The organism is Kribbella yunnanensis (assembly GCF_039529655.1).
In the GTDB taxonomy this organism is placed as follows: Bacteria; Actinomycetota; Actinomycetes; order Propionibacteriales; family Kribbellaceae; genus Kribbella; species Kribbella yunnanensis.
Window position 1 is genome coordinate 25,477 of record NZ_BAAANF010000027.1, and the last position, 13,497, is coordinate 38,973.

General features: G+C 67.7%; 10 protein-coding genes. 7 read left to right on the plus strand and 3 right to left on the minus strand.

Annotation, left to right across the window (positions count from 1 at the left end):
* Positions 1-44 precede the first annotated feature (44 nt).
* Positions 45-1,457, minus strand: coding sequence for an N-acetylglucosamine/diacetylchitobiose ABC transporter substrate-binding protein (ngcE, locus tag ABD231_RS37680; RefSeq protein ID WP_344163648.1), 1,413 nt, complete (start codon positions 1,455-1,457; stop codon positions 45-47).
* Between the two features lie 133 nt (positions 1,458-1,590).
* On the opposite strand from ngcE, the gene lexA reads away from it, so the two are divergent.
* Positions 1,591-2,244, plus strand: a complete 654-nt coding sequence (gene lexA, locus ABD231_RS37685; protein ID WP_344163651.1) for a transcriptional repressor LexA — start codon at positions 1,591-1,593, stop codon at positions 2,242-2,244.
* A gap of 1,296 nt (positions 2,245-3,540) precedes the next feature.
* Here lexA and ABD231_RS37690 read toward each other — a convergent pair.
* Entirely contained in the window at positions 3,541-4,704 is a 1,164-nt protein-coding gene (locus tag ABD231_RS37690) for a heavy-metal-associated domain-containing protein (protein ID WP_344163654.1), read from the minus strand.
* A 94-nt stretch (positions 4,705-4,798) separates the two neighbouring features.
* Here ABD231_RS37690 and ABD231_RS37695 point away from each other — a divergent pair, with 94 nt between their 5' ends.
* Positions 4,799-5,770, plus strand: coding sequence for a cation diffusion facilitator family transporter (locus ABD231_RS37695; protein ID WP_344163657.1), 972 nt, complete (start codon positions 4,799-4,801; stop codon positions 5,768-5,770).
* Here the strand turns inward: ABD231_RS37695 and ABD231_RS37700 are convergent.
* A complete protein-coding gene (locus tag ABD231_RS37700; protein WP_344163660.1) occupies positions 5,763-6,422 on the minus strand; it encodes a transglycosylase SLT domain-containing protein in 660 nt (219 codons plus the stop codon). The genes ABD231_RS37695 and ABD231_RS37700 overlap by 8 nt on opposite strands.
* A gap of 99 nt (positions 6,423-6,521) precedes the next feature.
* Between ABD231_RS37700 and ABD231_RS37705 the strand changes: the two genes are divergently transcribed.
* The 5 genes from ABD231_RS37705 (at position 6,522) to ABD231_RS37725 (ending at position 13,486) form a co-directional block, all read left to right on the plus strand.
* On the plus strand, positions 6,522-7,415 hold the full coding sequence (locus tag ABD231_RS37705; RefSeq protein WP_344163663.1) for an AurF N-oxygenase family protein: 894 nt from the start codon (positions 6,522-6,524) through the stop codon (positions 7,413-7,415).
* 7 nt (positions 7,416-7,422) lie between these two features.
* On the plus strand, positions 7,423-8,910 hold the full coding sequence (locus ABD231_RS37710) for an FAD-dependent oxidoreductase (RefSeq protein ID WP_344163666.1): 1,488 nt from the start codon (positions 7,423-7,425) through the stop codon (positions 8,908-8,910).
* A gap of 124 nt (positions 8,911-9,034) precedes the next feature.
* A complete protein-coding gene (locus ABD231_RS37715; RefSeq protein WP_344163669.1) occupies positions 9,035-9,889 on the plus strand; it encodes an alpha/beta hydrolase family protein in 855 nt (284 codons plus the stop codon).
* A gap of 22 nt (positions 9,890-9,911) precedes the next feature.
* Positions 9,912-10,802: a helix-turn-helix transcriptional regulator gene (locus tag ABD231_RS37720; protein ID WP_344163672.1), complete on the plus strand. Its 891-nt coding sequence runs from the start codon at positions 9,912-9,914 to the stop codon at positions 10,800-10,802.
* A 140-nt stretch (positions 10,803-10,942) separates the two neighbouring features.
* A complete protein-coding gene (locus tag ABD231_RS37725) occupies positions 10,943-13,486 on the plus strand; it encodes a trypsin-like serine protease (protein WP_344163675.1) in 2,544 nt (847 codons plus the stop codon).
* Positions 13,487-13,497: the final 11 nt, after the last annotated feature.

The following is a 13,497-nucleotide window of genomic DNA, read 5'->3' on the forward strand; positions in this document are numbered from 1 at the left end:
TCTGACAGCCCGAGCGGACTACTCCGCAAGAAGCTTTCGGGCACTCAACTCCGGGTTTGTTTCTTGGTCTTCGGGTCCTTCGCGGTGTCGTCGGCGAGCTTCTGCATCCGGTTGCAGAACTCGTCCGCGGTGATGCGGGCGGCCGCGAGCTCGGCGTAGATGCTGCGGGACGGCTGGTCCATGGTCGAGTACCAACTCGCGAAGTACGTCGTCCAGTTGTTCGCGCCACCGGAGGTGATCAGCGCGGCGGACGACGCGGCACCCGGGGTCAACGTGATCCCCTCGGTCGAACCCTTCACCACCGTCGGCGAACCGGTCAGCCCGGTGAACTTGCCGGCGGCCTCCTTGGACAGCATGACGCGCAGGTACTCCAGACCGCCTGCCTTGTTCTTCGCCTTCGCGGGAACGATGAAGTTCTCACCGGCCGCGATGTGCGTGCAGTCCACCGGCAGCTTGGCGCCGTCGAGCAGCGGCGTGAAGGTCGCGGTCGTCTGAAAGTCCTTCGGCGCGACCAGCTTCTGCTCGTTCTCCAGCCACGAACCGGACGGGATGAACGCCGCCTTGCGCTGGTTCCAGGCGGTCTGCGACTGGATGTGATCGAGCCCCTCGGTGCCCGGCATGATGAAGCCCTTGCCCTTGAGCTCCAGCAACGCCTCCGCCCCGAGCTTGATCGAAGGATGCTTCCACGCGTCCGGCTGGAGCTCGTCGATCGCCTTGATCACGTCGTGCCCGCCGTGCTTGACCGCCAGGTCGAGGACGATCGCGCCGATGTAGTTGCCGAACTTGCCCTGATGCGTGAGCGGCGCGATCCCGGCCTTCTTGATCTCACCGCACAGCGTGATGAAGTCGCTCCAGGTCTTGGCCGGCTCCCACCCGTGATCGGCGAACAACTTCTTGTCGTACCAAAGCGCATAGACAGTCAGCACGTACTCGAGCACCTGCGGCTTGCCGTCCAGCTGCGCGGCCTCGAGCGCGATCGGTTCGAGGGTGTCGCGCACCTTCTTGTTCGGGTCGTCGATCGACGGAGCGTCGAACAGCTCGGTCAGGTCGCTGAGCTGGCCGGTCGTGGCGAGCGTCGACATCGGCAGCAGCTGGGCGCCGGAGTTGTCGATCACGTCCGGCGGGTTGCCGCCGTTGAACCGCGGCTGCAACTGCGGGGTGATGTCGGTGATCCCGGTGTGCTTGATCGCGACACCGGCGTACTTCTTCTTGTACAACTCCTCGTGCGCCTTGGCGTAGTCGTCGCCGTACCCGCCCTTGAAGATCACGACATCGAGCGGATCCGCAGCCTTCACTCCGAAGGGATTGGTCGCGGTCTTCTCCGCACCACCTCCGCCACCCGACGGGCTGTCGTCGCTGCCGGACGCGCACGCGCTCAGCAGCGTGCTGCCGCCGGTGGCGAGCAGGGTGCCAACCGCAGCTCGCTGCAGGAAGGTCCGTCGTGACACATCGTTCATGGAGGGCGCCCTCTCGATGGAAACATTTCGCCGTACTGATCTTTTGTCATGAAGAATTGTTCCGGCTGGGAGGGTCAAGTCAAGGGGTGGGTCGGTGGGCGATCGGCGGGGTGAGACGGCCTAGGATTTCGCGGTGACTGATCTGGATATGTTCGGCGACCTGGACGCGAACGCTCTGCCGGAGCGTCAGCAACGGATCCTGGTGGTGATCCGGGACTGGGTGCAGCGGCACGGGTACTCGCCGAGCAGCCGGCAGATCGGTGACGCGGTCGGCCTGCGCTCGTCGTCCTCGGTCTCCAAGCACCTGACCAGCCTCGAGGACAAAGGCTTCCTGCGCCGCAGCCCCTCGGTCTCCCGGCCGATCGACGTACGGACGTTCCTGCCCGAGTCGGTGAGCCGCGAAGACAACGGCTCGAACGTGCCGGTGCCGGTCGTCGGTGACATCGCCGCCGGTACGCCGATCTCCGCGATCGAGCACGTGGACGACGTCATGCAACTCCCCCGCGAGCTGACCGGTCGAGGCAATGTCTTCGGTCTCCGGGTGCGTGGTGAGTCGATGATCGATGCCGCGATCTGTGATGGCGACATCGTCGTGGTCCGCCAGCAGCACGAGGCGCACTCCGGTCAGATCGTCGCGGCGATGATCGACGAAGAGGCGACGGTGAAGGTCTACAAGCGCCGCAACGGCCACGTCTTCCTCGAACCGCGCAACCCCGCCTTCGAGGTCATCGACGGCGACAACGCGGCCATCCTCGGCATCGTCGTCTCGGTGCTACGCAGCGTCTAGTCCAAAGCCGACTAGTTACGCGGTTCGAGGCGGTGTCGCGGCGTCGCGGTGTCGCGACCCCGCTGGGGAGCGCTACCCCACCGAATCGGCACACCACCGAATCGGCAGGTAGCACTCCCCGGTCGCGTGCAGCGTGGTGGTGGATCCTCCCCAAACCGGTTTGGGGAGGATGCCGGCCGGTGTCGAACTGGTGTGGGGTGGATATCGGCCGTATTCGGGGGGGATCCTCCCCGGATCGCCACAGGCAGTGCGCTGGCGCTCCCCGAACCGGTTTGGGGAGTGGAGCGGCGGCTGGCGTCGCCTGAACTGCCTCAACTAATCGGCTTGGGGCCCCATCTGCTGGGTTCACCCATCCGCTTGTGGGTTCTGTACTCGCATGCGGGTGCAGAACCCACAACCTCATGGGGGAACCCACGAGATGCATCGGGGCCGGAGGCGGGACCACTGCCAACCCGGCTCCATCCCGCACGGCAACCAAGCCCGGCACCACGAGTCTTCCCGGACGGCAACCGAGCCCCGGCAACCCGAGTCTTCTTTTCCGCGCGTCAGCCGAAGCCCGGTCACCCAAGGGCAGCGTGAAACCGCGGTCACCGGACCCCGCCATCCAGCCCAGCCACCGCGGCGCCCAGCCACGCTGTCTTTCAGGTCGGCCGGGAGCGGTGATCAGCCACAGCGCACGTCCCCGGCCGAGAACCTTTCGGCCCGCACCCCCGACTCGACCACCAAAGACGGCCGACAAAACCCAGAGGGCGAGCCGAGCGGACGGCTGAGCCGGATGGCGAGGCCGGCGACCGCGGCTCCACGTCGCCTTGGGCTGGCGGGCTGTGGCTGAGGTGCGTGACGCTCGAGTTCTTGCGTTAGCCGGTAAAAATTCGGGTCCCCGCGACGATTTTCTTCCGACTAACGGGCCAGACCTCCCAGGGGGCCCGGGATCGCGGGTCGGCGGTCACCTTGAGCACCCGCCAGCCACTGTTCGGCCGCGTACGTGGTTGAGCCGTGCACGACGTCGTACCGGCTCGAGGCGCGGTGGGTGGTGGCGACGTGGGCCTGGCGCAATCACGATTCCCTGAACCGGTTTGGGGAGGATGGGCGCGGTCGCTAGGGTGGTCTGGGGAGGATTCACCGCCCGAATGCGGCCCGGATCCACCCCGAACCGGTTTGGGGAGAACCCCGGCCGGGGGCGGTGGAACACGGGGCCTGCTCGCCGGTTCTGGGTGGTAGTAGGGCTCGCTGAGGTCGCCGTACTGGACCGTGCTTGACCCGACCCCGAACCGCCTAACTAACCGGCCTTGGCATCTAGTCCTGCCTCGGTACGACGGTGTAGCCCCGCGCCCGGATTGCGTCGAACCCGCGCTCGCGGATCTCGGCGGACGGGAACACCGCGACCACCTTCTTGGTGATCAGGTCGAACTCCGGCGGCGCGACCCCGAGTTCACCGAGCACCTTGGTGATCGTCCGCGTGCAATGACTGCAGGTCATGTCCGGCACCTCGAACACTTCGGCTTCCGTGTCGGGCACCGGCTTGGCATGGTCGACGACGGCCGGGACGACCTCGATGTGGTCGAGCAGCCGCACGAACGTCTCCACGAAGGTGTCGGCGACCAGCGCGAGCACGCTCGTCCGGCCCTCGTCGTACACCTGGGGGTTGCGGGCGAGGCAGCGCGGTCGCTGTCCGGGGGCGAGCTGGCTGTACTGCGCGCCGCTCGGCAACGGTTCGAGGCTGTCGTCCTGCGCGTGCGCCAGCTGCGCGTCCTTCATCGCGCGGAGTGCGACCACGGTGTCGACGGAGTAGCGCACCCGGCCGGCGAACGTGACGAGCGAGGCCGGGATCATCCCGCGGCGGTAGGTCGACGCTTGCAATCCCCAGTACCAGGTCGTCGCGACCGCGTCGAAGATACCGCTCTCTCCGAGTCCACGGGCCAGCTCCGCGGCGTCGCCGTACGGCGTCTGCGCCACCAGGAACGCGTGCTGGACGAGCGTCCGCGCGGCCGCGTCCACGCCGGTCCGGAAGATCTCGGTCGGAGTCCGATCGGTGGTGGTTGCCGCTAGCAACTTGATCGCGCTCTCCGGGAGTTCCGCCGTACGGCGCTCCAGCTCAGCGTCGTTCTCCAGCCGCGCCCACAGTTCGAGCGTCGCCTCGCGCGCGACCACCGGGACGACCGCGCCGAGCGGTCCCGTGTGGGCGACGTTCACGATCCCCCGGCTGTCGCGCCAGGTGATCCGCTGCGCCGCCGAGGTGACCAGGTACGGCGGGCACGGGGACATCGCCTTGGTCACGTACTCGAGTTGCGCCGCACTCAGTTGGCCGCCGAGAACGCGAGCAACCGCTTCCTCGCGGTACTCGATCCGTTGCTCTGCGACCGTGGTCGCGGCGTTCTGCAGCAACCCCGGTACGGCGAGCTCGAACAAGATGCGCGCCACCTCGGAGCGATCGTCCGAGAGACGTGGTTCAGCGGTCATCGGCGCCTCCCGGGACTCCAACGGCACTCCCGAGTCTAGGAACTGCCGCCGAGTCGGGCCGGGTCGCGCGGCGTGTCCGGTCTACTGTCGACCCGTGAGCAGCACGCAGGCAGACAGCCCCGAGGCGAACGGCAGCGAGAGCCTTCTCACCGTCGTCGTCGCCCTGACCGCGAACATCCTGATCGCCCTCGCCAAGAGCGTCGTCGCCGTCATCACCGCCTCCGCGTCGATGGTCGCCGAAGCCGCCCACTCCTGGGCCGACGCCGGCAACGAGGTGTTCCTGCTGATCGGCGAACGCCGAGCCGCCAAACCCGCCGACGCCAGCCACCCCCTCGGCTACGGCCGCGTCGGCTACATCTGGTCCATGTTCGCCGCCTTCGGCCTGTTCGCCGTCGGCGCCGCGGTCTCGGTCTGGCACGGCATCCAGGCCCTCCGCAGCGGCGAACCCGAAGAAGCGTCGTACACCTGGGCGTACGCCGTACTCGGCATCTCATTCGTCCTCGAAAGCATCTCGTTCCTGCAGGCTCTCCGGCAGACCCGGTCAGCCGCCTCCCTGCGCCACATCCGCCCCCTGCACTACGTCAAGGCCACCTCGAACCCGATCCTGCGCGCGGTCTTCGTCGAAGACCTCGTCGCCCTGATCGGCATCGTCGTCGCCGCGGCCGGCATCGCCCTGCACCAACTCACCGGCAACGCCGCCTGGGACGCGATCGGCTCGATCGTCGTCGGCCTCCTGCTCGGCTTCGTCGCCCTCTTCCTGATCAGCCGCAATATGGACTTCCTCACCGGCGAAACCGTCAGCCCCGCCGCCCACGACCGAGCCCTGCACGCCCTCCTCGAACACGACGAGATCGAAGCCGTCAGCTTCCTGCACATGGAATGGGTAGGCGCCGACCGCATCTTCCTCGTCGCCGCCGTCGACCTCACCGGCGACGCCCCCGAATCCGACGTCGCCGCCCGCCTCAACACCATCGAAGACGCCCTCAACGCCCGCCCCGAAATCCAGCGAGCCCTGCTCACCCTCACCCGCCCCGGCGACCCCACCCAACTCCTCCCTACTACTTGAGAGCGGTTGCGGACTTCTCCCAGTTCTCGTGGAGGTTGTTGAGGTAGGACTGGGCTTGCGCGCCGGGACGGGCGCCGCGGGCGAAGGCTCGCATGTTGCCCGCGCCGGCGTTGTAGCCGAGGGCAACTAGTTCGTCCTTGGTGAGGTCGGATGAGCGCTTCGCCGGGAGGCGGTTGGTGAGGTCGTGGAGGTGGTAGGCGGCGGCTTCGATGGCTAGGTCGGGATGGTCGGGGAGCTCTTCCCATTGGCGCTTGGCGAAGCGGCCGCGTTTGGTTTCGTTGAAGGCGGCGCGGTGCATGTTCGCGATGCCGAAGGAGGCGTCCGGCTTGATGCGCTGCCAGGATCGCTCGAGCTCCGGGGTGTGCGGTTTGTAGTCCTCGTTGTAGAGGATCGCCATCAGGAGCTGCGGGTTCACGCCGGCCTTCTTGGCCGACTTCCGGACCTGTACGGCGAAGTGCGCCGGATCGTAGTCGTCGTACCAGTTCCCCACCGACCGCTCAGCCGGTGGCAGCTGGGTGGATTTCGTCGGCTTGGGCGTGGGCTTCGTCGAGACGACCTTCTCCGGCGCCGCCTGCGGTTCCTCGTTGTCCCGTGCACTCCAGACCCCGACCACGAGCACACCAGCGACGACGATCCACCAACGCTTGCCCACTCACCCACGGTAGCCGTTCTCGCCCTTCGCACCTCACTGGACATCCGCCATTGGCGATGTAACATCAGAGATGGCATATCCCAGCGAACGGAGATGACCATGACTGCGACGGACCCCGGCACCGACCAGCGCGTCACCGCACAACTCCTGCGCTCGGCGGACGCAGTGTCGTACGACCCACTCGTCGAGGTCGACTGGGACACACCGCTCGACACCGGGCTGCACGGTCTGACTCCCGAGTGGAGCACGCTGTACGGGACGGCGTACTGGCATGAGATGGGCGAAGAACGCCAGAGAGCGCTCACTCGGCAGGAGGCGGCGTCGGTCGCGAGTACCGGGATCTGGTTCGAGATGATCCTGCAGCAGATGATGCTGCGCGACTTCTATGCCAAGGACCCGACCGATCCAGACTTCCAGTGGGCACTGACCGAGATCGCCGACGAGTGCCGGCACTCGATCATGTTCGCCCGCGGTGCCGCCAAGCTCGAAGCTCCGCCGTACCGGCCGCGCCGCCACGTGATCGAGCTCGGTCGCGCCTTCAAGACACTCGCCTCGGCCGAGACCGCGTACGCAGCGATCCTGGTCGCCGAGGAGGTCACCGACGTCATGCAGCGGGACTGGATGCGCGATGAGCGCATCCTTCCGTTCGTGCGGACGATCAGCAACATCCACGTCGTCGAGGAGTCACGGCACATGAAGTTCGCCCGCGAGGAAGTGCGCGAGCAGCTCGCGGGCTCCGGCAAGCTCCGGCGGTTGAAGAGCAGCGTGATCGTCGCTGCCGCGGCGTACTTCATCATCACCAGCATGGTGAACGCCGACGCTTACGCCGCCGCCGGCCTCGACGTAGAGCGCTCTCTGCGCGAAGCCCGGGACAACGAGCACTACAAGTCGATGCTGCGCTCGAGCTGCGCCGGGCTGATGGAGTTCCTCTCCTCGGTCGGCCTGCTGACTCGCCCGGCCGTCGCCATCTACCGCCGCGCGCACCTGATCTGACCCACCGATGCCCTACGCGATCACGCAGTCCTGCTGCAGCGATGCGAGCTGTGTGTCGGTCTGCCCGGTCAACTGCATCCACCCCACGCCACAAGAACGCGCGTTCGGCAGCACCGACATGCTGTACGTCGACCCGGACACCTGCATCTCCTGCGGCGCCTGCGCCGATGCGTGCCCCGCGGACGCGATCCACCCGATCGAGACCCTCACCGGTCACCTGCAGCAGTACGCCGCCATCAACGCGGCGTACTTCGACGACATCCCCGCGCCCGCCGATCCGTCCCCGAACTTCCACCCGTGGGAACCACCCGCCCCGAAACGACCGTTGCCTTCGGCCCGTATCCCGTTGCGGGTGGCAATCGTCGGCACCGGCCCGGCCGGGATGTACGCGGCCGAGGACCTCCTGCTGCATACCGACGCCGAGGTCACTCTGATCGACCGTCTGCCCCAGGCCGGCGGCCTCCTCCGGTACGGCGTCGCTCCCGACCATCTGGCGACCCGGCGAATCGCCGACCGCTTCACGCGGTTCCACGACCACCCGCGGACCCGCACGATGCTCGGTGTCGACGTCGGCAGTGCCATCACCCACGACGAGCTGCTCGCTCATCACAACGCAGTCATCTACGCCGTCGGCAGCGCCGACGACCGCCGCCTCGGCATCCCCGGCGAGGACCTCCCCGGCAGCATCGCCGCCCGCGAACTGGTCCGCTGGTACAACGGCCACCCCGAGTCAGCGACCTTCGATCTCCCCGCCGGGCGCGTCGTGATCGCGGGCTCCGGGAACGTCGCTCTCGACGTCGCGCGCATCCTGGCGTCAGATCCGGCGGCCCTCCAGAACACCGAGATCTCCCAGAGAGCGCTCTCTGCCCTCGCCGAACACACCAACCGCGAGATCGTCATCCTCGCCCGCCGCGGCCCGGCCGAAGCGTCGTACAGCATCCCTGAACTCCTGGAGCTCAAGCACCTCCCCGGATTCGAACTGGTCGTCGACGACCACGACCCGCGCATCCGCGCCGCCATCACCGAACCAGCCGGCACCAAGGCCGCCGCACTGCGCGACGCCGCCTTCGAGACCATCGACTGGGCATCCATCCCCAAGCCGGGTCGGCGCATCGTGCTCCGGTTCTACGCCTCGGCGGCCGAGCTCATCGGGGACGACCGGGTCCGCGCCGTCCGCATCACCGAGGGTGTCGAGCTCGGCACCGAACTGTTCATCCGCTCGGTCGGCTACCGCGGTACGGCGATCCCGGGCCTCCCGTTCGACGAGGACACCGCCGTCGTACCGAACGAGGCCGGTCGCGTCACCGACCGGCCGGGCACCTATGTGGTCGGCTGGATCAAGCGCGGCCCGTCCGGTGGGATCGGCGCCAACCGGACCTGCGCCAAAGAGACCGTCGACGCCCTGCTCGCGGACGCAACAGCCGGCCGACTCCCGGCTCGCGGCGGTTCGCTCCGCACATTCGCCCGCCTGGCGAAGCGCCGCCGCAACAAATAGCCGGCCTTTTGTGACCGCGCACAAAAGCACTCGGAAATCTTTACCTCCGGACCTGAAGCGCTCGAACGACATCACCCGGAAGAATCATCATCGACCCCGCCCCGATTCCGAAAGGTGTCTTCGAGTGCGAAGATTATCCCTCGTCGTGAAAGCCGTCCTCGCCGCAGCAGTGGTCGGCCTGGTCGCCGTCCAGCCTGCCTGGACCGCCACGACGCCCTCCCCCACCGTCACCGCGACCCGGTACTACGAGCAGCCGGGCCCGCACCAGGTCACCAAGGTCACCGGCGGCCCCGACCACACGCTCTACTACCCGTCCGACCTCGCCTCGGACACCGCCAAGCACCCCGTCATCCTGTGGGGCAACGGCACCGGCGCCACGGTCAGCCAGTACGACGAGGCCCTGAAGCACTGGGCGTCGTGGGGCTTCGTCGTCGCCGCCGCGAACACCGGCCAATCCGGATCCGGCAAGGAGATGCTCGCCGGCGGCACGTTCCTGATCGCCGAGAACGGCCGCTCCGGCAGCATCTTCCAGGGCAAGATCGACACCGCGAACATCGGCGCGGCCGGCCACTCGCAGGGCGGCGGTGGCACCATTGCGGCCGCCTCCGACGCGATGGTCAAGGCCAGCTCGCCGATCCAGCCCGGTCCGCAGGGATCGGTCCCGGCGATGAAGGGACCGAGCCTGTTCATCGCCGGACAGCTCGACTACATTGTGCCCTCGCCGTACGTCCGCGGCCGGTACGCGTGGGCGACGACCTACCCGGCGTTCTTCGCCGAACTGAAGGGCTCGGACCACTTCTTCCCCGGTGACACCCGCAAGCGTTTGATCGGGGTCGAGACGGCCTGGTTCCGCTACTGGCTGGCAGGCGATCAGCAGGCGAAGGGGGTCTTCTTCGGCCCGCGGCAGTCGGCCGAACTGTTCAACGACGACGGCTGGTCGTCGGTCGACCGCAACAAGAAGGCCGACGCGATCAGCTGACCAGGGCGGTAAGGAGGCGGCGATGCGGCAAGCCAACCGAGAGCTGACCCGGCTCTTGCGCACCGGCCCGTTCGAGTCCGCGCTCGACTCGGCCATCGCCGCCGCCAACATGTCACTGGAAGACCTGCGGCTACGGCTGGACGCCAAGGGCGTCACAGTCAGCCGTACGACGCTGTCGTACTGGCGGCGTGGCCGCAGCCGGCCCGAGCGAGGCGAGTCGCTCGAGGCCGTGGCCCGGATCGAGGAGATCCTGGACCTGCCCGCCTCGTCCCTGCGGGCGCTGCTCGGTGCCCGCCGCCCGCGCGGCCGCTGGATCGATCACCCGCCCGGAACACTGGATCGCTGGAAGCTCTGGCCGTCCTCCGAGCCGCTTCTCAAGGCCCTCAACGCCCCGCCCGACGGCCAGCTCGCGTTCCTCGACACCAGCGACCTGCTCGTCGTCAACGAGGACGCCGGAATCCGCCGGCAGCGCGTCCGGCTCGTCGCCGAGGCCCGCGCCGAACGGGTCGACCGCTGCATGGTCTACCACGAGATGGACGACCCGCAGAACCTCGTTCCCGAGCTGGCCGGCGTGACGTTCGGCCGCCGCGGCCGGGTTCGGTGCGATCTGGAGAACCGCCAGTTCGTCGCCGAGTTCCTCTTCGACCGGCCGCTCGAGACCGGCGAACACGCGATCATCGAGTACGAGCTCAAGCTCCCGGTCAGTCAGCCGATGGACAACTTCTATCGCCACTTCACCCGCCCGGGCGGCCTCTACACCCTGCAACTGCGGTTCCTCGGCCGGCAACCCGCCTGGGTGCGCCGCTCCGATCGCTCGCACACGGCGAACCTCCACCTGAGCGAGGCCGGTACGACGTCATTCGCCGTACCGGAGGTCCGTCCGGGCACGGTCGGCGTCCGCTGGGCCTGGTGAATGCGCGTAAAACTGTGAACAGAACAGCGCTCTGACCAGCACGAACGCAGCGAATTCAAAAGTGCGGAACAGCATTCGAACCGACCGCAAATAGCGTCGCTACCGTCCTCCTACGGAATTCCCGCCCCAAGGAGGTAGCAATGCGCTCTCTGCGTAGAGCGGTACCCCTGTTGGCCGCCGCAGTGGCCACTGCCTTACTGATGCCGCACGCATCAGCGGCCGAACCGAAAGGTGTCGTCGACACGTCAGCGCGTCAGCCGGTGGCCGGTCTCTACTTGGTCAAGCTGAAGAACGCGTCGCTCAAGCAGCAGGACCGGGCAACAATCGGCAGCGCGGCCTCGACGCTCGCCGACCGGTACGGCGGCAACGTCACCGAGGTGTTCAGCACCGTCATGCAGGGCTTCGTCGTGAAGAACCTCAGCGACCAGCAGGCCCGGCGGCTGGCCGCCGACCCCACCGTCGCCTCCGTCGTCCAGTCCGGCACTGCCCACGCCGCGAACACCCAGGACAACCCGCCGAACTGGGGCCTGGACCGCATCGACCAGCGGAACCTCCCACTGGACAAGAAGTACACCTACCCCAAGGACGGGGCCGGGGTGAACATCTACATCGTCGACACCGGCATCCGCTACGCCCACCAGGAGTTCGAGGGCCGGGCCAAGTTCGGCGCCGACTTCGTCGAACCGCCGACCAACGGTGAGGACTGCGACACCGCGAAGAGCCATGGCACGCACGTGTCCGGGATCGCCGCCGGCAAGACCCGCGGGGTGGCGAAGAAGGCCACGCTGTGGGCGGTCCGCATCCTCAACTGCCAGTCCAGCGGCCAGGACACCGACATCGTCGCGGCGGCCGAGTGGATCGCGAACAACGCGAAGAAGCCGGCCGTCGTCAACCTCAGCGTGTACGCCGACAACCCGGCGATCGGCGTCGACGCGATCAAGAGCGCGATTGCCACCTCCGGCGTGCAGTGGGCGCTCATCACCGGCAACAACGGCGGCAACGCGTGCGACTACGGTCCTGGTGGCCGCGTCGACACCGGTGTCCGCACCGCCAACGCCACCAGTTCGGACTCGCGGGCGGGTGATTCGAACGACGGGCCGTGCACCGATCTGTTCGCGCCCGGTTCGAACATCAACTCGTCCGTCAACTCGTCCAACTCGTCGTACGGGAACCTGTCCGGTACGTCGATGGCCGCGCCGCACGTCGCAGGAGCCCTGGCCCTGCGACTGGCCGAGCAGCCGAGCGCGTCGCCGGCCCAGCTCAAGTCCTGGGTGCTCGACAACGCGACCACCGGCAGGATGACCAACATCCGCTCCGGCACCCCGAACAGGCTGCTGTACATCCCGAACGGTCCGACGACCCCACCCACGGGTGACTTCACCGTGACGGCCGATCCGGCGTCCGGTTCGGTCCTGGCCGGCAAGTCGGTCTCGGCCACCATCAAGACCGCCGCGAGGACGGCCGCGGGACCGGTCACCGGAGGGCGCACCGGTGGGGGCGCCGGTCCCGCGGTCGTCGGCGGCCGGCCGACCACTGTCGCCGAGTACCCGTTCATGATCTCGATGCGGCGCGAGGGCTCGTCGTTCCCGGGGCAGCAGTCCTGCAGCGCCTCGTTGATGGGACCGCACACGGTACTGCTCGCCGCGCACTGCCTGGTGGAGAAGCCAGGGCGCAAGTGGTTCGTGTACGGCGCGACCAACCTCAACGACTCCGGTTTCGTCGCCGAGATCAAGTCCCAATGGGTGCATCCCAAGCACGTCAACTACCAGGGCGGGTACGACGTCGCCGTCGTCCAGCTCGATCGCGATGTCCCGGTACCGGCCGGGATGACGTATCCGACCATCGCCACCGACACGAGCAAGGAGTCGGTCGGCACGAACGGCCTGGTGCTCGGCTGGGGCAAGACCGCCCAGAACACCTACAGCGAGGTGTTGCGCAAGGCAACCATCCCGGTCGCGCCCGACAGCGGCTGCAACGAGCGGTACACCGGTACGTACAAGCCGGCCCTGATGCTCTGCACCGGCTTCTCCGACGGCCGCATGGGGACCTGCCCCGGCGACTCGGGCGGACCGTTCCTGGTCGGCACCACGATCGTCGGAGTCTTCTCCTGGATGGACAACGCCTGCAACTGGTACTCGGTCTACGCCCGGGTGTCGACGTACAAGACCGAACTGCTCGAGCAGCTGGGTCAGACCGGTCCGGAGCCGACCGGTGACATCAGCTTCTCGGCGAGCGGACTGCCCAGCGGCGCTACAGCGAGCTTCAGCCCGGCCAAGGTGAACGTCGGCGGTTCGTCGCAGCTCACCATCAGTACGTCGGCCTCCACCCCGGCCGGCGACTACACCGTGACGGTGACCGGCACGAAGGGCACGGCCAGCCAGCAGGCGACGTACAAGCTGACCGTCACTGGTGGCAGTACCGGCACTCTCACGCTCGTCAACCCGAATCACGTGACCTCGAAGAAGGGTGAGGCGGTCAGCCTGCAGATGGCGGCCGGCGGCGGATCGGGGAGCTACACGTTCTCGGCCACCGGGTTGCCGGCCGGCCTGAGCATCAACTCGTCCACGGGCCTCATCAGCGGCTCCCCCACCACAGCAGTCACCTACCGACCGACCGTCAAGGTCACCGACAGCGCCGGAGCTTCGGCCTCAGCCACCTTCTACTGGTTCATTTTCCCGTTCTGATTCCCTGAGAC

Coding starts and splice junctions, on each gene's coding strand:
- ABD231_RS37710 (WP_344163666.1), top strand. CDS start 7,423: ATGCCCTACGCGATCACGCAGTCCTGCTGCAGCGATGCGAGCTGTGTG.
- ABD231_RS37705 (WP_344163663.1), top strand. CDS start 6,522: ATGACTGCGACGGACCCCGGCACCGACCAGCGCGTCACCGCACAACTC.
- ABD231_RS37690 (WP_344163654.1), bottom strand. CDS start 4,704: ATGACCGCTGAACCACGTCTCTCGGACGATCGCTCCGAGGTGGCGCGC.
- ngcE (WP_344163648.1), bottom strand. CDS start 1,457: ATGAACGATGTGTCACGACGGACCTTCCTGCAGCGAGCTGCGGTTGGC.
- ABD231_RS37725 (WP_344163675.1), top strand. CDS start 10,943: ATGCGCTCTCTGCGTAGAGCGGTACCCCTGTTGGCCGCCGCAGTGGCC.
- ABD231_RS37720 (WP_344163672.1), top strand. CDS start 9,912: ATGCGGCAAGCCAACCGAGAGCTGACCCGGCTCTTGCGCACCGGCCCG.